14 protein-coding genes and 1 pseudogene are annotated in these 17906 nt (G+C 72.7%); 14 read left to right on the top strand and 1 reads right to left on the bottom strand.

The genetic code is table 11. The features are described from left to right. Window positions 1–15: 15 nt before the first annotated feature. From ACP4J3_RS04995 to ACP4J3_RS04965, 7 genes and pseudogenes are all read left to right on the top strand, one after another. Window positions 16–1641 carry a beta-N-acetylhexosaminidase gene (locus tag ACP4J3_RS04995; protein WP_426530771.1) on the top strand — a complete coding sequence of 542 codons (1626 nt, stop codon included), beginning with the start codon at window positions 16–18 and terminating at the stop codon, window positions 1639–1641. A gap of 237 nt (window positions 1642–1878) precedes the next feature. Continuing rightward, a complete protein-coding gene (locus ACP4J3_RS04990) occupies window positions 1879–2772 on the top strand; it encodes an FAD binding domain-containing protein (protein ID WP_426530769.1) in 894 nt (297 codons plus the stop codon). Further along, a complete protein-coding gene (locus ACP4J3_RS04985; RefSeq protein WP_426530767.1) occupies window positions 2769–4691 on the top strand; it encodes a 2Fe-2S iron-sulfur cluster-binding protein in 1923 nt (640 codons plus the stop codon). Before ACP4J3_RS04990 ends, ACP4J3_RS04985 begins: the two co-directional genes overlap by 4 nt. Continuing rightward, on the top strand, window positions 4688–6997 hold the full coding sequence (locus tag ACP4J3_RS04980) for a xanthine dehydrogenase family protein molybdopterin-binding subunit (protein WP_426530765.1): 2310 nt from the start codon (window positions 4688–4690) through the stop codon (window positions 6995–6997). The genes ACP4J3_RS04985 and ACP4J3_RS04980 overlap by 4 nt, the downstream gene beginning before the upstream one ends. A gap of 103 nt (window positions 6998–7100) precedes the next feature. After that, window positions 7101–7466: pseudogene (locus ACP4J3_RS04975) on the top strand (phosphotransferase); the annotation flags it as partial. Between the two features lie 172 nt (window positions 7467–7638). Continuing rightward, entirely contained in the window at window positions 7639–8835 is a 1197-nt protein-coding gene (locus ACP4J3_RS04970) for an SUKH-4 family immunity protein (protein WP_426530763.1), read from the top strand. After that, window positions 8832–9395, top strand: a complete 564-nt coding sequence (locus ACP4J3_RS04965) for a GNAT family N-acetyltransferase (RefSeq protein ID WP_426530761.1) — start codon at window positions 8832–8834, stop codon at window positions 9393–9395. Before ACP4J3_RS04970 ends, ACP4J3_RS04965 begins: the two co-directional genes overlap by 4 nt. A 13-nt stretch (window positions 9396–9408) precedes the next feature. Here the strand turns inward: ACP4J3_RS04965 and ACP4J3_RS04960 are convergent, their stop codons facing one another. Further along, window positions 9409–10674, bottom strand: coding sequence for a hypothetical protein (locus ACP4J3_RS04960; protein ID WP_426530759.1), 1266 nt, complete (start codon window positions 10672–10674; stop codon window positions 9409–9411). A gap of 218 nt (window positions 10675–10892) precedes the next feature. Here ACP4J3_RS04960 and ACP4J3_RS04955 point away from each other — a divergent pair, with 218 nt between their 5' ends. The 7 genes from ACP4J3_RS04955 to menC all read left to right on the top strand — a co-directional run bounded on the left by ACP4J3_RS04955 (window position 10893) and on the right by menC (window position 17879). Beyond that, window positions 10893–12347, top strand: coding sequence for an MFS transporter (locus ACP4J3_RS04955; protein ID WP_426530757.1), 1455 nt, complete (start codon window positions 10893–10895; stop codon window positions 12345–12347). A 39-nt stretch (window positions 12348–12386) separates the two neighbouring features. After that, entirely contained in the window at window positions 12387–12587 is a 201-nt protein-coding gene (locus ACP4J3_RS04950) for a ribbon-helix-helix protein, CopG family (RefSeq protein WP_048821776.1), read from the top strand. After that, the gene (locus ACP4J3_RS04945) at window positions 12584–12964 is read left to right on the top strand and encodes a type II toxin-antitoxin system death-on-curing family toxin (RefSeq protein ID WP_426530755.1); all 381 of its coding nucleotides are present in this window, start codon (window positions 12584–12586) and stop codon (window positions 12962–12964) included. Before ACP4J3_RS04950 ends, ACP4J3_RS04945 begins: the two co-directional genes overlap by 4 nt. Window positions 12965–13089: 125 nt before the next feature. After that, a complete protein-coding gene (locus tag ACP4J3_RS04940; RefSeq protein WP_426530753.1) occupies window positions 13090–14883 on the top strand; it encodes a DEAD/DEAH box helicase in 1794 nt (597 codons plus the stop codon). Between the two features lie 299 nt (window positions 14884–15182). Beyond that, complete coding sequence (locus ACP4J3_RS04935) at window positions 15183–15824, top strand: IclR family transcriptional regulator (protein WP_426530751.1); 642 nt, start codon at window positions 15183–15185, stop codon at window positions 15822–15824. Between the two features lie 148 nt (window positions 15825–15972). Continuing rightward, entirely contained in the window at window positions 15973–16773 is an 801-nt protein-coding gene (locus ACP4J3_RS04930; RefSeq protein ID WP_426530749.1) for a chorismate synthase, read from the top strand. Next, window positions 16770–17879, top strand: coding sequence for an o-succinylbenzoate synthase (gene menC / locus ACP4J3_RS04925; RefSeq protein ID WP_426530747.1), 1110 nt, complete (start codon window positions 16770–16772; stop codon window positions 17877–17879). The genes ACP4J3_RS04930 and menC overlap by 4 nt, the downstream gene beginning before the upstream one ends. Window positions 17880–17906 lie beyond the last annotated feature (27 nt).

Raw genomic sequence — 17906 nt, 5'->3', positions numbered from 1 at the left:
AGGGTCTGATCATTCATGGATCTCATTCCGGCACCTCGCCGGATGGAGCGGGCGACGGGCTGCTACGAACTCGGCGACGGCTTCGGGATCGAGACCGGGCCGGGCACCGAGGGCACCGCGCGATGGCTGCGCGCGACGCTCGGCGCGGCGACCGGGCTCGCGCTGCCGCCCAGGAAGGGGGGCGAGTACGACGTCCTCCATCTGTCCGTCCGGCCCGGACTCGACGCCGAGGCCTACCGCCTTGTCATCGCCCCCCACGGCGTCCACATCCAGGGCGGCTCGCCCGCCGGTGTCTTCTGGGGCGCCCAGACGCTGCGCCAGCTGCTCGGCCCCGACGCCTTCCGGCGGGCTCCCCTTCCCGGCCGTACGTGGCGGCTGCCCCTGACGGAGATCCGGGACTCCCCCCGATTCCGCTGGCGCGGCCTCATGCTCGACGTCGCCCGGCACTTCATGCCCAAAGAGGGCGTTCTGCGCTACCTGGACCTGATGGCCGCCCACAAACTCAACGTCTTCCACTTCCATCTGACGGACGACCAGGGCTGGCGCATCGAGATCAGGAAGTACCCCCGGTTGACGGAGGTCGGCTCCTGGCGGGCGCGTACGAAAATCGGCCATCGCGCCTCCCCGCTGTGGGAGGAGAAGCCACACGGTGGTCACTACACCCAGGACGACATCCGCGAGATCGTCGCGTACGCCGCCGAGCGGCATATCACCGTCGTCCCCGAAATCGACGTACCGGGACACTCGCAGGCCGCCATCGCCGCGTACCCGGAACTCGGCAACACCGACGTCATCGCTGCATCCATTGCAGGGGGCACCACCCTCTCCGTCTGGGACACCTGGGGCGTCAGTCCGAACGTACTCGCCCCCACTGACAACACCCTGCGCTTCTACGAGGGGGTCTTCGAGGAAGTCCTGGAACTGTTCCCCTCGGAGTTCATTCACGTCGGCGGTGACGAATGCCTCAAGGACCAGTGGCGGCAGTCGGCCACCGCACAGGAACGCATCCGGGAACTCGGGCTGAACGACGAGGACGAACTCCAGGCCTGGTTCATCGGCCACTTCGACGACTGGCTCCGCGCGCGCGGGCGCCGGCTCATCGGCTGGGACGAGATTCTGGAGGGCGGCCTCGCCAAGGGCGCGGCGGTGTCGTCCTGGCGCGGATACGCCGGCGGCATCGCGGCCGCCCGCGCGGGTCACGACGTCGTCATGTGCCCCGAGCAGCAGGTGTATCTGGACCACCGTCAGGACGAGGGCGCGGACGAGCCGGTCCCCATCGGCTACGTCCGCACCCTGGAGGACGTCTATCGGTTCGAGCCCGTTCCCCCGGAGTTGACGCCGGACGAGGCCCGGCATGTGCTCGGCACGCAGGCCAACGTGTGGACCGAGGTGATGGAGGACCACGCGCGCGTGGACTACCAGACGTTCCCGCGCCTGGCCGCCTTCGCCGAGGTGGCCTGGAGCGGCCTGCCCGCTCCGGGCGAACGGGACTTCGCCGGCTTCGAGCGCCGAATGGCCGCCCACTACGCGCGGCTTGACGCCCTGGGGGTCGCGTACCGGCCACCCACGGGACCGCGGCCGTGGCAGCGGCGGCCCGGGGTGCTCGGCCGACCGATCGACGGACCGCCCCCGAACAGATAATGGAACAGGTAATGGAAAAAACCGGCAAGGTGTCACCGAAGAGTGTCAATCGGTGCGCACCGGTGATGCCGTACGAAAACGGACTATCTCCCTGATCAGGGGGGCGAAAGCCTCCTAGCGGACCCCTGTCCTCGTGCCCGGCGAAGATGTGCCAGAGTTGCCACGTCCGCCCTGTCAGCACGTACCGTACGGCAACACAGGTGGGACCAGGTGGGGCAGCGGGAAGGGGCAGCCGGTTTGACCACGCACGCACCGCAGGCGGCGCAGGCCGTCACGCTGCCCACGACGCTGGACGAGGCGGTGGCGGCACTGGCCGCCATGCCCGCCGCAGTGCCCGTCGCGGGCGGCACCGACCTCATGGCCGCCGTCAACTCCGGGCAGCTCAGGCCCGCCGCCCTGGTCGGCCTCGGCAAGATCAGCGAGATCCGCGGCTGGCAGTACCAGGACGGCCACGCGCTGCTCGGCGCCGGCCTCACGCACGCGCGCATGGGTCGCCCCGACTTCGCGGCCCTGATCCCGGCGCTCGCCGCCGCCGCACGCGCCGCGGGCCCGCCGCAGATCCGCAACGCGGGCACCCTCGGCGGCAACATCGCCTCGGCGTCCCCGACCGGTGACGCGCTGCCGGTCCTCGCCGCCCTCGAAGCGACCCTGATCGTCGCGGGCCCGGGCGGGGCCCGCCGCGAGATCCCGGTGTCGCACCTGCTGGCGGGCATGGAGATGCTGCGCGCCGGCGAACTCATCGGCTATGTGCGCGTGCCGCTGCTGCACGCCCCGCAGGTCTTCCTCAAGGCCACCGGCCGCACCGGCCCGGGGCGCGCGATGGCGTCCGTCGCGGTCGTGCTGGACCCCGCCCGGCGCGGAGTCAGGTGCGCCGTCGGCGCCATAGCGCCCATGCCGCTGCGGCCCCTGGAGGCCGAGCACTGGGTCGCCCAGCTGATCGACTGGGACAACGGCCGCGCGATCGTCCCCGAGGCGCTGAACGCCTTCGGCGAGTACGTCGCCGCCGCCTGCATCCCCGACCCGGCCCCGGCCGAGGACGGCTCCGTGGCGCAGCATCCGCCCGCCGTACTGCACCTGCGGCGCACCGTCGCCGCGCTGGCCCGACGAGCACTGGGGAGGGCGCTGTCATGACCGACGACCAGCATGAAGAGGGCACACCCCGGGGTGCGGGCCGCTGGGACCCGCTGCCCCAGGGCGACTACGACGACGGCGCGACCGCCTTCGTCAAGCTCCCCGAAGGGGGCGTCGACGCCCTCCTGGCCTCCTCCGACAGCCCGCTCGCCGCGCCCGGGCACGGATACGTCCCGCCGCAGATAACGGTCGCACCGGGCTCGGACACCGGCACCGACCCGGCGGCACCCGGCGGCTGGCCGGCCCCGGGCGCGCCCGCCGAGGGCGCCCAGTGGCCGGACCCGAACGCCGCCGCGCAGGACACCGGCAGCGGCCAGTTCGCGTACAACCCCGGGACCACCCAGCAGTGGAACTTCTCGGAGACCGCGGCCGGCCAGGATCCCGCCGCGTCCGGGCAGGATGTCACCGGGTCCGGGCAGGACGTCACCGGGCAGTGGTCCATCCCCGTCGCCGACGGTGACCTTCCGGATGAGTCGGGCGAGTTCACCACGTCGTCGCTCGTCGAGCAGTGGGGCGGCGGCACCCCTCCGGCCACGCTGCCGGGCGGCGCACCCGCACCGTGGGCGACGCAGGCCGCCGGAGAGCCCTGGGGCCGGCAGGCGGAGGCCGCGGCGGCGACCGGCGAGGCCCTGGGAACCGCGCCCGCGACGCCGGGGCGGCCCACCGACACCGGGCACGTTCCCGGACAGCCGGGGCAGCCGGGGCAGCCGGGGCAGCCTGGGCAGCCTGGGCAGCCTGGGACGCATGCCGGCGACCAGCACGGCGTGAGCCCGGGTGACCGGCACGGCGGTGGCCCTGGTGAGCGGCCCGGCGGTGGCCCTGGTGAGCGGCCCGGCGCAGGCCCCGGCGACCAGCACGACGTAGGCCCTGCTGACCAGCCCGGCGGAGCCGTGGCCGCGTCGGCCGGCTCCCGTGCGGACGGGAACCGGGCCGCCACGGCGCCCGGCGCGGCAGAGGAGCCGGAGGCGTTCGCCGCCGAGGGCTCCCCCGAGGGCGCTTCGGAGGCCTCACAGGCCACCCCAGGAGCCGGTGAGGCAGCCCAGGTCGCCCAGGGACCCGGTGAGCCCGCCAATCACGCCCAGGTCGCCCAGGGAGCCGGTGAGCCAGCCACGGACGCCCAGGGCGCCACAGAGGCCGCACAGGGCCCGGTGGACGCTCCCGCCGCGCCCTCAGCCCCGGCCGAGGGCGACGACTCCGCCACCGAGGCCCCCGAGGGCCCCGACGCCGCCGAGGAGCCCGTACCGGCCGCCGCCTCCGACGGCGCGCCGTCGCTCCCGGGTGAGGAACACCCCCTCGCCTCCTACGTCCTGCGCGTCAACGGTGTCGACCGGCCCGTCCCGGACGCCTGGATCGGCGAGTCGCTGCTCTACGTGCTGCGCGAGCGCCTCGGCCTCGCGGGCGCCAAGGACGGCTGCTCACAGGGCGAGTGCGGGGCCTGCAACGTGCAGGTCGACGGACGGCTCGTGGCGTCCTGCCTGGTGCCGGCCGTGACCGCCGCCGGCAGCGAGGTGCGCACCGTCGAGGGCCTGGCCGAGGACGGACAGCCCTCCGACGTGCAGCGGGCGCTCGCGCGCTGCGGCGCCGTGCAGTGCGGCTTCTGCGTGCCGGGCATGGCGATGACCGTGCACGACCTGCTGGAGGGCAACCCGGCGCCGACCGAGCTGGAGACCCGCCAGGCGCTGTGCGGCAACCTGTGCCGCTGCTCCGGCTACCGGGGCGTCGTCCAGGCCGTCAAGGAGGTCGTCGCCGAACGCGACACGCACGCTACGGCCGACGACGGCGAACAGGACGAGGCCGAGCCGCGTATTCCTCACCAGGCGGGCCCCGGGGCCGGCGGCGTCAACCCGTCGCTGTTCGAGGCACACGGCTCGCCGCGCCCGCATGACCAGGCGTACGGACAGGACGGAGGCCAGGCGTGAGCAACGAAGCCGCCACCGCGACCACAGCCGCGGAGGCAGCACCTGCCCCCGAGCCGATCCCGCACGGCCTCGGCGCCGCCCTGCCGGCCGCCGACGCCCGCGCCAAGACCGAGGGCACCTTCCCGTACGCGGCCGACCTGTGGGCCGAGGGCCTGCTGTGGGCGGCCGTCCTGCGCTCGCCGCACCCGCACGCGCGCATCAAGTCCATCGACACCTCCCACGCGCGCGAGATGCCCGGAGTCCGTGCTGTCGTCACGCACGAGGACGTCCCCGGCAGCCCGCTGTTCGGCCGTGGCAAGGCCGACCGCCCGGTCTTCGCCTCCGAGGTCGTACGCCACCACGGCGAGCCCATCGCCGCCGTCGCCGCCGACCACCCGGACACCGCGCGCCTGGCCGCCGCGGCCGTCATCGTCGAGTACGAAGTACTCGACCCGGTCACCGACCCCGAGCAGGCCTTCGAGGCCGAGCCGCTGCACCCCGACGGCAACCTGATCCGCCACATCCCCCTCCGGCACGGCGATCCGGACGCGGCCGGCGACATCGTCGTGGAGGGCCTGTACCGCATCGGCCGCCAGGACCCCGCCCCCATCGGCGCCGAGGCGGGCCTCGCCGTGCCGCGCCCCGACGGCGGCGTGGAGCTCTACCTGGCCTCGACCGACCCGCACACCGACCGCGACCGGGCCGCCGCCTGCTACGGCCTGGAACCCGATCGCGTCAAGGTCGTCGTCACCGGCGTCCCCGGCGCCACCGCCGACCGCGAGGACCAGGGCTTCCAGCTCCCGCTCGGCCTGCTGGCGCTCAAGACCGGCTGCCCGGTGAAGCTGACGGCCACGCGCGAGGAGTCCTTCCTCGGCCACACCCACCGGCACCCCACCCTCCTGCGCTACCGCCACCACGCGGACGCCCAGGGCAAGCTGGTCAAGGTCGAGGCGCAGATCCTGCTGGACGCGGGCGCGTACGCCGACACCTCCTCCGACGCCCTGGCCGCCGCGGTCGGCTTCGCCTGCGGCCCGTACGTCGTCCCGAACGCCTTCATCGAGGGCTGGGCCGTACGCACCAACAACCCGCCCTCCGGCCATGTCCGCGGCGAGGGCGCCATGCAGGTGTGCGCCGCCTACGAGGCGCAGATGGACAAGCTCTCCAAGAAGCTCGGCGTGGACCCGGCGGAGCTGCGCCTGCGCAACGCGATGGCCACCGGCGACGTACTCCCGACGGGCCAGACGGTGACGTGCCCGGCCCCGGTGGCGGAGCTGCTGCAGGCCGTACGGGACTACCCGCTTCCGCCGCTGCCCAAGGACACGCCCGAGGACGAGTGGCTGCTGCCCGGCGGCCCCGAGGGCGCGGGCGAACCGGGCGCGGTGCGCCGGGGCGTGGGCTATGGCCTCGGCATGGTGCACATGCTCGGCGCCGAGGGCGCGGACGAGGTCTCCACGGCCACCGTGAAGGTCCACGACGGTGTCGCGACCGTGCTGTGCGCGGCCGTCGAGACCGGCCAGGGCTTCACCACGCTGGCCCGGCAGATCGTCCAGGAGACGCTGGGCATCGACGAGGTGCACGTGGCGCCCGTCGACACCGACCAGCCCCCGGCCGGCGCGGGCTGCCGCGGCCGCCACACCTGGGTGTCGGGCGGCGCGGTGGAGCGGGCGGCCAAGATGGTCCGCACGCAACTGCTGCAGCCCCTGGCGCACAAGTTCGGCATGTCCACGGAGCTCCTGCAGATCACGGACGGCAAGATCACGTCGTACGACGGCGTCCTGTCGACCACCGTCACCGAGGCGATGGACGGCAAGGAACTGTGGGCGACGGCCCAGTGCCGCCCGCACCCGACCGAGCCGCTGAACGAGGCCGGTCAGGGCGACGCCTTCGTGGGCATGTCCTTCTGCGCGATCCGCGCGGTGGTCGACATCGACATCGAACTGGGCTCGGTGCGCGTGGTCGAGCTGGCCCTCGCCCAGGACGTCGGCCGGGTGCTGAACCCGGCGCAGCTCAACGCGCGCATCGAGGCGGGCGTGACGCAGGGCGTGGGCATAGCGCTCACGGAGAACCTGCGCTCGGCCCGCGGCGTGATCCGCCACCCGGACCTGACGGGCTACTCCCTGCCGACGGCCCTGGACGCCCCGGACATCCGGATCGTGAAGCTGGTCGAGGAGCGGGACGTGGTCGCGCCCTTCGGCGCCAAGGCGGTCAGCGCGGTGCCGGTGGTGACCTCACCCGCGGCCGTCGCCTCGGCGGTGCGTGCCGCGACGGGTCGCCCGGTCAACCGCCTGCCGATCCGCCCGCAGGCGGCCGTGGTGACCAACCAGTGAGCGGCACGTCCCGGCTGTTCTGAGGGCCGGGCGTGGACGGCGTGGTCCTGATCACCGGTGTCATGGCCGCTGGCGCGTGAAGTACGAGGGCAGGGACGGGGGAGAGGGCGAGGCCCAACTCCGCCTGCGGTACCGGCTGTCCGCGGCGACGGCCGACGCCTACGCCGACGCCGGGTTCACCGCGGTCGTGCAGGACGTGGTGCTGGGTGCGGACCTGGCGGAGTACGTACGGCTGGTGCGTACCCGCCCGCTGCATGTGGTCGTCCTGGCGCCGAGCGCCGCGGCCGTGGCGGCGCGGGAGGCAGGGCGGGCCAGGACGGGCTACGGGGCCTGGACGGTCGGGGAGTTGGACGGGGCGCTGCGGGAGCGGACGCCGCGGATCGGGCTGTGGGTGGACTCCTCGGAGCAGTCCGTCGCGGAGACCGTGCGGGCGATTCTCGCGGGGAGGGAACGCGCGAGGGTGGGCTGAGCGTCTGGTGATGTGAAGCGCTGTCAGTGCCGTGCTGCCGTGGACGTGCTGGTCCGGGGCGTTGTCAGTGGTGGCGCGTAGTGTTCTGGGCAGTGGGGACGGCAGCCGGGTTCGGCGGGTCGATCGGCCGTGTCGTGCCCGGGGGCGGTGAGAAAGCGCATGCGGGGGAGCCATGAGCACGATGACCACGACCCACGCCGGTGACACGGCGATCGTCCTGACCGAGTCGGACCTGGGTCCGTACGTCACGCACACGTCGACGCGCCGCTGGCTGACGGGGCCCGGACTGCCCGGCGACAGCGGTGTGCTGAGCTTCGCCGGGCTGTGCCGGGAGGGGCTGCGGACGGTGGCGGACTCGACGGGCGATCCGGACGACCGCCTGGCGGCGGAGCTGCGGGACCAGCTCGTGATAGGCGGACTGCTGGGTCCCGGCGGCCTGGCGACGGAGTCGGTCCTGCTGGACGGTGCCACGGGCGAGATCTCGACGACGCACTTCCTGCACGACCGCCCCGACCTGATGGACCGCCGCCCCCTGGCGCCGTCCCTGCACACACTGGTCCGCTTCGCCGAGGCCACGGACGAACTGGCGGGCCTGCGCGGCCAGTTCGCCTCGTACGTCGGCCGTTACGGCCCCAAGGCGGTCGCGGAGGCGTCGCGGCATCTGCTGGCGGTGTTCGAGGAGGGCACGGCGGGCCGGCCGGCGCCGTTCTGGCGAATGGCGGCGCTGATCCGGCCGCTGGCGCTCGTCGCGGGCCGGGCCGGGGTGTCGGGACTGGCCCTGGATCTGCCGCCGCGCCTCCTGGACGAGGAGTTCGGCCGGCGCAGGATGGTGCGCTTCGAGGACGTCGACTTCCCCGGCACACTCAGGCACGAGCCGACCCGCCGCTTCCTGCGCGAGGTGGGTCTGCCGGAGGACGGCTTCCTGTTCTGCCTCGACAGCGAGATGTCGCTGCCGACGCTGGCCGAGTACTACGCCGACGCCGACCCCTCGGCCGAACTCCCCGCCCGCGCCGATCACTTGATCCGCCTGGGCCATCTCGTCGAGGACCACAGCCTGGTCGTCGACGGGGCGACGGGCGCGGTCCTGAACTGGAGCGAGTCCGAGGCGCGGCTGTTCCCGCTGAACACCGACATCTCGACCCTCGCCTTCACGCTCTGGCTGCTGCACCGGGAGCAGACGATCGACGAGGAGTCGGGCCACGCGCTGACGGCCGACGCCTACGACCAGCTGGCCATGACGATGCTCCAGGTCCTGTCGACGGTCGACCCGACGGGAATCCTGGCGGGCGCGGACGGCCGGCACTACTGGACGGAGGTGTTCCAGGACGAGGCGTGCGGGGTTCTGGAGTCGGTGGGCGGGGCGCGGTGAAGCAACCGGTGGGCGTGGGGGCGGTGAACCAACTGGTGGGTGTGGAGCGGGAGATCGACGACACCGGTACGGACGACGACGTCACCGTCCGTCCGGCCGAACCGGGGGAGCTGGCCGCCGTCGCGGCACTGCGCTGGCGGTGGATCCTGGAGAACGACGGCGCCGCACCGCCGGCCGTCGACCGGGAGGACTTCATACGCCACTTCGTCACCTGGGCCGAGCACAACGCCGCCTCGCACCGCTGCATGGTCCTCGCCGACAGCGGCGTAAGGATCCTCGGCATGGCGTGGCTGGCGGTCGTCCACCGCGTGCCGACACCGCACGCGCTGCACCGGGCCTCAGGTGACCTCCAGTGCGTGTACGTCGTCCCCGAGGCGCGTGACGCGGGGCTGGGCGGACGGCTGATCACCGAGACCCTGGCCAGGGCGAGGGAACTCGGGCTGGAGCGGGTCACCGTCCATTCCTCACCTCGCGCGATACCCGCCTATGCTCGCCGCGGGTTCGAGAACTCGCCGCGCCTCCTTCAGGCGCACGTCGCGAGGACGACGCCGTACCCCTGAGGGACAGGGGCCGTCAGGAGGACTTGGCGGTGGCGCGGCGCCGACGTACGGCCAGGACCAGGCCACCACCGAGGGCCGCCGTGGCGGCTGCGGCACCGGCGGCCAGCGGGGCGCCGTCGGAGCCGGTGCCGGCGAGGTTGCCGGTGACGGAGCCGGTGGTGGAACCGGTGCTGCCAGTACCACCCGTGCCACCTGTATCACCCCTGCCACCCGTGCCACCCGAGCCCGAGCTGCCCGCGTCCCCGGTGCCGCCCGTGCCGCCCGTGCCGCCGGTCGCAGCCGTCCCGCCCGCGGACTGCCCCACGGGGTCGTTCCCGTCGCCGGAGGGGGTGGGGTCGGCTTCGTCGTCGGTGGGGATGGTGATGCGGAGCTGGGCCTTGTCGTTGGCGGGGTTCTTGTCGAAGGCGGGGCGGATGTCGTACACGGAGGTCGCCTTCACCTCACCCGTGGTGGTCTTCGCGTCGTCGTCGATGTCCAGCACGAAGGTGAAGGACAGCGACTCACCGACGTCGATGGTGTGGTCGGCGGGCCAGCAGACGTATGTGGACTTGCCCGGCGTACCCCCGGGCTCGGACGGGCCGTCGATGCCGAACGGCGCGCACTCCTTCGGCACTTCGGCGGCGACCGTGCCCGGCGGGATCCGCACCATGAGCGCCGGCTGGTCGTCGCTCTCCTGGTTCTGGATCCAGCCGGGGCCGTCGTTGCGGAGCCGCACCGTCACGGACCGCCTCTCGCCCGCGAGCGCTTCGGTGTCCGCACCGACGGCGACGAGGTCGGCCGAGCTGTCGGCGGTCAGGGCCAGACGCCGGTAGCTGTCGCCGAACCCCTCGCCCGGAGCCTCGCCGGTGGGGCCGGTGCCGTACTCGACGGCCTCCATCAGTGCGTGGGGCAGCGCCTTGAACCGGACCGGCGTCTTGACGGAGGCGCCGGGTTCGACGACGGTGTCGAGTTCGCAGAGGGCCTGCCTGACCTGGTCCCCGACGGTCGAGTAGGTGCAGCCCTCGACGGTCTCGGGGAAGTCGAGCCCCCGGGTCAGCCGGACCCGGAAGGTGACGCCGTCCGCGGCCGCGGTGCCCTCGTTGGTGACGACGACGTTCTCGTCGTACACCTCGCCGGGCTCGGGAGACGCACTCGGCAGGCTCGAGATCACCAGGGAGTGCTCGCCCTCCTCGGCATACGCAGGGGATGCGGCGACCGCGGGAACGGCCGCGATGATCGCTAAGGCGGCCGGGAAGGCTGCCGGCTTACGGAGGTGCGAGGGGCGGATGCGCTGACGCACGGATAGGTCTCCTCGTCGAAACAGGAAGCACGGCGACCGGAGCGTTGCCGTCCAGTCATGTCCTGGACACCTGGGGGATGTTCGGGGTTGCGCCGCTGTTTGAGGAGAAGAGGGGGAGGAGGGGAGGAGAAGGAGAGACCGTCGTAGGGCCAAGGTCCCATCGCACAGCCGTCTCCCGACAGGGGCCAAAGCCTGTTGTGGCCCTTACGCTGGCGACCATGACTGCCCTCGAGCCGCGCGACGCCGATGTCGCGAAGACATCCGGTGTGCCCTCCGTCCCCGCGGCCGAGGAGGGCGTGCTGGGGCGGTCGTATCGGGCGCTCAGCATCGGGATCGTCTCCGTCGTGCTGCTCATCGCCTTCGAGGCGACCGCCGTAGGGACGGCAATGCCTGTTGCGGCGCGGGAGCTGGAGGGGGTGTCGCTGTACGCGTTCGCGTTCTCGGGGTACTTCACCACCAGCCTGTTCGGGATGGTGCTCTCGGGGCAGTGGTCGGACCGGCGGGGGCCGCTCGGCGCGCTGACGGCGGGGATCGCGGCCTTCGGGGCCGGGCTGTTGCTGGCCGGGACCGCGGGGGCCATGTGGGTGTTCATTCTTGGGCGGGCCGTGCAGGGGCTCGGCGGCGGGCTGGTGATCGTCGCGCTGTACGTCGTCGTGGGGCGGGCCTATCCGGAGCCGTTGCGTCCGGCGATCATGGCGGCGTTCTCGGCGAGCTGGGTCGTGCCGTCGATCGTGGGGCCGCTGGCCTCCGGGGCGGTGACCGAACACCTGGGCTGGCGCTGGGTGTTCGTCGGGATTCCGGTGCTGGTCGTCTTCCCGCTCGCGCTCGCGCTGCCGCAGATACGGCGCCTGTCGGGTGGGCCGGTGGACGACTCGGCCCGGAGCGCGTCCTTCGACCGGCGGCGTATCCGGCTCGCCCTCGGTATCTCCCTCGGCGCGGGGCTCCTTCAGTACGCCGCCCAGGACCTGCGGTGGTTCTCCCTCGTCCCCGGCGTCGTCGGCGCCGCGCTGCTCGTACCGGCCGTGCTCGGGCTGCTCCCGCGCGGGACGTACCGGGCGGCGCGCGGGCTGCCGTCCGTGGTGCTGCTGCGCGGTATCGCCGCGGGGTCGTTCATCGCGGCCGAGTCCTTCGTGCCGCTGATGCTGGTCACCCAGCGGGGGCTCACGCCGACGCTCGCCGGGTTCTCGCTCGCGGCGGGCGGGGCGACGTGGGCGCTGGGGTCGTGGGTGCAGTCGCGGCCGCGGGTGGAGCCGTACCGGGAACGGCTGGTGACGCTGGGGATGGTGCTGGTGGCGGCCTCCATCGCCGCCGCGCCGAGTGTGCTGATCGACTCCGTGCCGGCCTGGACGGTGGCCGTCGCCTGGGCCTTCGGCTGCTTCGGGATGGGGCTGGTGATCACCTCCAGCAGTGTGCTGCTGCTCCAGCTCTCCGCGCCCGAGGAGGCCGGCACCAACTCGGCCGCGCTGCAGATCTCGGACGCGCTGTCCAACGTGATCCTGCTGGCGGCGGGTGGTGCGGCGTTCGCGGCGCTGGGCGGGGGTGCGGTGAGCCATGCGGCGGTGGAGGCCTCCGGTTCGCATCCGGCGGCGTTCGCGGCGGTGTTCCTGCCGATGGCGGGGGTGGCGTTGGTGGGGGCTTGGGTGACTACGCGGTTGCGGGCCCGGCAATCCTGACTGGTATCAAATCGACCCCACCTGTGGTACCGTTTTGGTATGGCTATGAACCTGCGTCTCCGTGACGACCAGACCGAAGCACTGAAGCTGCGCGCCGAGGAGGAAGGCACCAGCATGCACGCCATACTGCTGAGGGCCGTGGACGACTACCTGGCCAGGACAGCTCACGAGGCGCTGGTGCGCAAGGCCGCCAAGGAGCAGACCGCCAAGTGGGCCGAGCTGCTGGAGCGGCTCAAGTGACGTACATCTACCTGTCGGCCGAGGACGTCCTGGCCATCGCCAAGCATGCCGTTGATGACCAGGACGTCGTCGTACGCGATGCGGGTCTGCTGGAGTCGGCCGTGCATCGCCCCTCCGCCTCGATGTTCGGGCAGGAGGCTTACACCGACCTGTTCGACAAGGCGGCCGCGCTCCTGCAGTCGCTGGCCATCAATCATCCCTTCGTTGACGGCAACAAGCGCACGGCGTGGGTGTCCTGCGTCGTCTTCCTGGCGATGAACGACGTGCAGTTGCGTCCGGACATCGACGCGGCCGAGCGACTCGTCATCGCTGTGGCTACCGGGAGCCTGGAGGAAGTCAAGGTGATCGCGGAGGCGCTGCGGGATCTGGCGGAGTAGTGGATGTGACCTGAGTCCCATCCCTGGGTGGCGTGGTGCCGTCCGCGCCATGGCACCACCGGGCCGCCGATAAGGTGGCCCGGTTGTCATACCCAGCCCAGCCGCCCGACCCCCTTACGGAGACCGTGACTACCACCGCCGCCTCCTCCTCACACCACCTTTCCCCCGCCTTCCCCGGCCGCGCCCCCTGGGGCACCGCCAGCAAGCTGCGTGCCTGGCAGCAGGGTGCGATGGAGAAGTACATCCAGGAGCAGCCGCGTGACTTCCTCGCGGTCGCCACGCCCGGCGCCGGGAAGACGACGTTCGCCCTGACCCTCGCGTCCTGGCTGCTGCACCACCATGTCGTGCAGCAGGTCACTGTGGTCGCGCCCACCGAGCATCTGAAGAAGCAGTGGGCGGAGGCGGCCGCGAGGATCGGCATCCGCCTCGACCCCGAGTACAGCGCCGGGCCGCTCAGCAAGGAGTACCACGGCGTCGCCGTGACCTACGCGGGTGTCGGCGTACGGCCCATGCTGCACCGCAACCGCGTCGAGCAGCGCAAGACGCTCGTCATCCTCGACGAGATCCACCACGCCGGCGACTCCAAGTCGTGGGGCGAGGCCTGCCTGGAGGCCTTCGAGCCGGCCACGCGCCGCCTCGCCCTCACCGGTACGCCGTTCCGGTCCGACACCAACCCCATCCCCTTCGTCACGTACGAGGAGGACAACGCCGGCATCCGGCGGTCCGCCGCCGACTACACCTACGGCTACGGCTCCGCCCTCACCGACGGCGTCGTGCGGCCCGTCATCTTCCTCTCCTACAGCGGCAACATGCGCTGGCGCACCAAGGCGGGCGACGAGATCGCCGCCCGGCTCGGCGAGCCGATGACCAAGGACGCCGTCAGCCAGGCCTGGCGCACCGCTCTCGATCCGCGCGGCGAGTGGATGCCCAGCGTGCTGCGCGCCGCCGATCAGCGGCTGACCGAGGTCAGGAAGGCCATCCCGGACGCCGGCGCGCTCGTCATCGCCTCCGACCAGGACTCCGCGCGCGCCTACGCCAAGCTGATCCGGGAGATCACCGGCAGCAAGGCGACCCTCGTGCTGTCCGACGACGCGGGCGCGTCGAGCCGGATCGACGAGTTCAGCGACAACCAGGACCGGTGGATGGTCGCCGTGCGGATGGTGTCCGAGGGCGTCGACGTGCCCCGGCTCGCCGTCGGGGTGTACGCCACCACCATCTCCACGCCGCTCTTCTTCGCCCAGGCCGTCGGCCGTTTCGTACGGTCCCGGCGGCGCGGCGAGACCGCGTCCGTCTTCCTGCCGACCATCCCCGATCTGCTCACCTTCGCCAACGAGATGGAGGTCGAGCGCGACCACGCCCTCGACAAGCCGAAGAAGGAGGGCGAGGAGGACCCGTACGCCGAGGAGGACAAGCTCCTTCAGGAGGCCGAGAAGCAGCAGGACGAGGACACCGGCGAGCAGGACATGCTGCCCTTCGAGGCGCTGGAGTCCGACGCCGTCTTCGACCGGGTGCTCTACGACGGCGCCGAGTTCGGCATGCAGGCCCACCCGGGGAGTGAGGAGGAGCAGGACTACCTCGGCATTCCCGGGCTGTTGGAGCCCGACCAGGTCCAACTCCTGCTCCAGAAGCGGCAGGCGCGGCAGATCGCGCACAGCCGCAAGAAGCCGGACGCCGAGGCCGACCTGCTGGAGCTGCCCGCCGAGCGGCGGCCCGTCGTCTCGCACAAGGAGATGATGGAGCTGCGCAAGCAGCTCAACACGATGGTCGGGGCCTACGTCCATCAGAGCGGCAAGCCGCACGGTGTGATCCACACCGAGTTGCGGCGGGTGTGCGGCGGGCCGCCGAGCGCGGAGGCGACGGCGGGGCAGCTCAGGCAGCGGATCGCCAAGGTGCAGGAGTGGGCCACGCGCATGCGGTGAGGTCCCGGCGCGGGGCCCCGTCATACGCGCCGTACGTATCAGGGCAAACGGTGGTGGTCCGTACCGACCCATGCCCGGATTCTGGACGGAGCCTTCCGCTCAGCGAACCGGCTTCGCTAATGTCCGCCTACGCACACGCCCCGTGGCAGCGCCGCCGCGGAGCGCAGCCGTGAAGCGACGCGGTCCGGAAGGCCGGACCGCAGACCGATCGGCGGCCTCTGAAGCGCGTCGCCGAACGGGACTCGGCGACGCACCCGCCGCGATGAGGCCGCCGACCTCACCACTAAGGAGTGGGCGTCGTGACCGCGGAGACCTCTCAGACGCTCGATCGGGGACTGCGTGTCCTCAAACTGCTGGCCGATACGGACCACGGGCTGACCGTCACCGAGCTTTCCAACAAACTGGGCGTGAACCGGACCGTCGTGTACCGGCTGCTCGCCACCCTCGAACAGCACGCACTCGTACGCCGTGACCTCGGCGGCCGCGCCCGCGTCGGGCTCGGGGTGCTGCGCCTGGGCCGACAGGTGCATCCACTGGTACGCGAGGCCGCGCTGCCCGCGTTGCGCTCGCTCGCCGAGGACATCGGGGCGACGGCGCATCTGACGCTGGTGGACGGCACCGAGGCGCTGGCCGTCGCCGTCGTCGAGCCGACCTGGACCGACTACCACGTGGCCTACCGCGCCGGTTTCCGGCACCCCCTGGACCGCGGTGCCGCGGGCCGCGCGATACTCGCCGCCCGGCAGCAGCCGATGCAGGACCCCGGCTACACCCTGACCCACGGCGAACTGGAGGCGGGCGCGAGCGGCGCCGCCGCGCCGTTGCTCGGGGTGACCGGTGTCGAGGGCAGCGTGGGTGTGGTGATGCTGGCCGACTCCGTGCCGGAGCGGGTGGGGCCGCGGGTCATGGACGCGGCCAAGGAGGTCGCGGAGGCGCTGCGCTGACGGGCCGCCGCGCCGGACGACACCTCCGGCACAGGTCCGGCGGTACGGGCGGGTGCCGGGAGGTGGCCGGGCGGCGGCAGGGCGGGTGCCGGGACGTGGCTGTGCGGCGCCCTAGGCAGAGTCGCCGGGGCCTGGCGACACTCGGTACATGACCTCCGCCGACATTCGCACCGTCCACGACGTCACCGGGCTGTCCGCCGTCGCCGACTACTTCAGCGACGTATGGCAGACGCCCCGTAGTACCCCGCCGTACCCGGCCGAAGTGCTGCACAGTCTCGTTCACGCGGGCGGGGCGGTGCACGGTGCCTACGACGGGGAGCGGCTGGCCGGGGCGGCCGTCGCGGTGTTCGGGCCGCCCGCGTCCAGGGAGGCGTACTCGCTGGTCGCCGCGGCCGAGCAGGGGCTCGGGCTCGAGGTGAAGCAGGCTCAGCGGGCGTGGGCGGTGGAGCGCGGGGCGCGGATCATGCGGTGGACGTTCGATCCGCTGGTCGGGCGCAACGCGAGGTTCAACCTGGTCAAGCTGGGCGCCGTCGGCACCGATTACCTCGTCGACTTCTACGGGCCGATGGCGGACGGCGTCAACGACGGCGACGAGAGCGACCGGCTGGCGGTGACCTGGGACCTGACCGGGCCCGCACCGTCGTACTCGGCCTCCTCGCCGGGACCGAGACCGAGGCCGGACGAGACGCCCGACCGCGACTGCGCGCCCACCACCCACCGCGCGCCCGACGGCGGGCCGCTCGCCTGCCGTGCCCTGGACGACCGGCGCGTCTGGTGCCGGGTGCCGGACGACATAGTGCGGGTCCGGGCCGCCGATCCCGCGCTGGCGCTGGCCTGGCGGCGGGCCGTGCGGGAGGTGTTCACGAAGGCCTTCGCCGACGGCTTCCTCGCGACGGGTATGTCCCGGGACGGTTGGTACACGCTCACCCGCCGGGAGGCCACCGCGTGAAACTCGAACGGGCCGAGCTCGTCCATGTGGCGATCCCGCTGGTCAGCCCCTTCCGTACGTCCTTCGGCACGATGACGACGAAGGACACCTTCCTGCTGCGGGTGGTCACCGACTCGGCCGAGGGCTGGTCGGAGTTCGCGGCCGACCCCGAGCCGCTGTACTGCTCCGAGTTCGTGGCCGGCGCGGAGATGGTGCTGCGCGACTTCCTGCTGCCGCGCGTCGCAGCGCTCCCCGTGCTCGACACGGCCCACCTCGCGTCGGCGATGGCGAGGATCAAGGGGCACGAGCTGGCGAAGGCGGCGCTGGAGACGGCGGTGCTGGACGCGGAGCTGCGGTCGTACGGGATGCCGCTGGCCACCTATCTCGGGGCGGTGCGGGAGCGGGTGCCGGCCGGGGTGTCGGTCGGCATCAGGCGGACGCTCGCCGAGTTGCTGGACGACGTCGAGGGCTATCTGGCGGACGGCTATGTCCGGATCAAGCTGAAGATCGAGCCGGGCTGGGACCTCGAACCCGTGCGGGCCGTGCGCGAGCGGTTCGGGGCGGAGCTGCCGCTGCAGGTCGACGCCAACACGGCGTACACGCTCGCGGACGCCGAGCATCTGCGGCGGCTGGACGAGTTCGGGCTGCTGCTGATCGAGGAGCCGCTGGCGGAGAACAACCTGTACGCCCACGCCCGCCTCCAGCAGCGCATCGCGACGCCGGTCTGCCTGGACGAGTCCCTGCACAGCGCCGGCGACACCGCGTCCGCGATCGCGATGGACGCGTGCCGGGTCGTGAACGTCAAGCCCGCGCGGGTCGGCGGCTACCTGGAGGCGCGGCGGGTGCATGACGTGGCGCATGCGCACGGGGTGCCGGTGTGGTGCGGCGGCATGCTGGAGACGGGGATCGGCCGGGCACCGAACCTGGCGCTGGCGGCCCTGCCCGGCTTCACCCTGCCCGGGGACACCTCGGCGTCCGGCCGCTACTTCGCCGAGGACATCACGGAGCCGTTCGTGCTGGCGGACGGCCATCTGCCGGTGCCGCGGTCGCCGGGGATCGGGGTGGAGCCGCTGCCGGAGGCGCTACGGCGCTTCGGAAGAGAGCGGCGAGACCTGTATGTGACCTGAATGGGGCACCCTTGGCAGCTCCGACCT

The sequence above is a fragment of the Streptomyces sp. UG1 genome, assembly GCF_049974585.1.
In the GTDB taxonomy this organism is placed as follows: domain Bacteria; phylum Actinomycetota; class Actinomycetes; order Streptomycetales; family Streptomycetaceae; genus Streptomyces.
Note: the sequence above shows the minus strand (reverse complement) of the source record. Positions and strands in the feature narration are given on the sequence as shown.

What these genes read in the sequence shown, in the direction of transcription:
- ACP4J3_RS04995 (WP_426530771.1), top strand. Translation starts at nt 16, where the DNA reads ATGGATCTCATTCCGGCACCTCGCCGGATGGAGCGGGCGACGGGCTGC.
- ACP4J3_RS04985 (WP_426530767.1), top strand. Translation starts at nt 2,769, where the DNA reads ATGACCGACGACCAGCATGAAGAGGGCACACCCCGGGGTGCGGGCCGC.
- ACP4J3_RS04970 (WP_426530763.1), top strand. Translation starts at nt 7,639, where the DNA reads ATGAGCACGATGACCACGACCCACGCCGGTGACACGGCGATCGTCCTG.
- ACP4J3_RS04955 (WP_426530757.1), top strand. Translation starts at nt 10,893, where the DNA reads ATGACTGCCCTCGAGCCGCGCGACGCCGATGTCGCGAAGACATCCGGT.
- ACP4J3_RS04950 (WP_048821776.1), top strand. Translation starts at nt 12,387, where the DNA reads ATGGCTATGAACCTGCGTCTCCGTGACGACCAGACCGAAGCACTGAAG.
- ACP4J3_RS04930 (WP_426530749.1), top strand. Translation starts at nt 15,973, where the DNA reads ATGACCTCCGCCGACATTCGCACCGTCCACGACGTCACCGGGCTGTCC.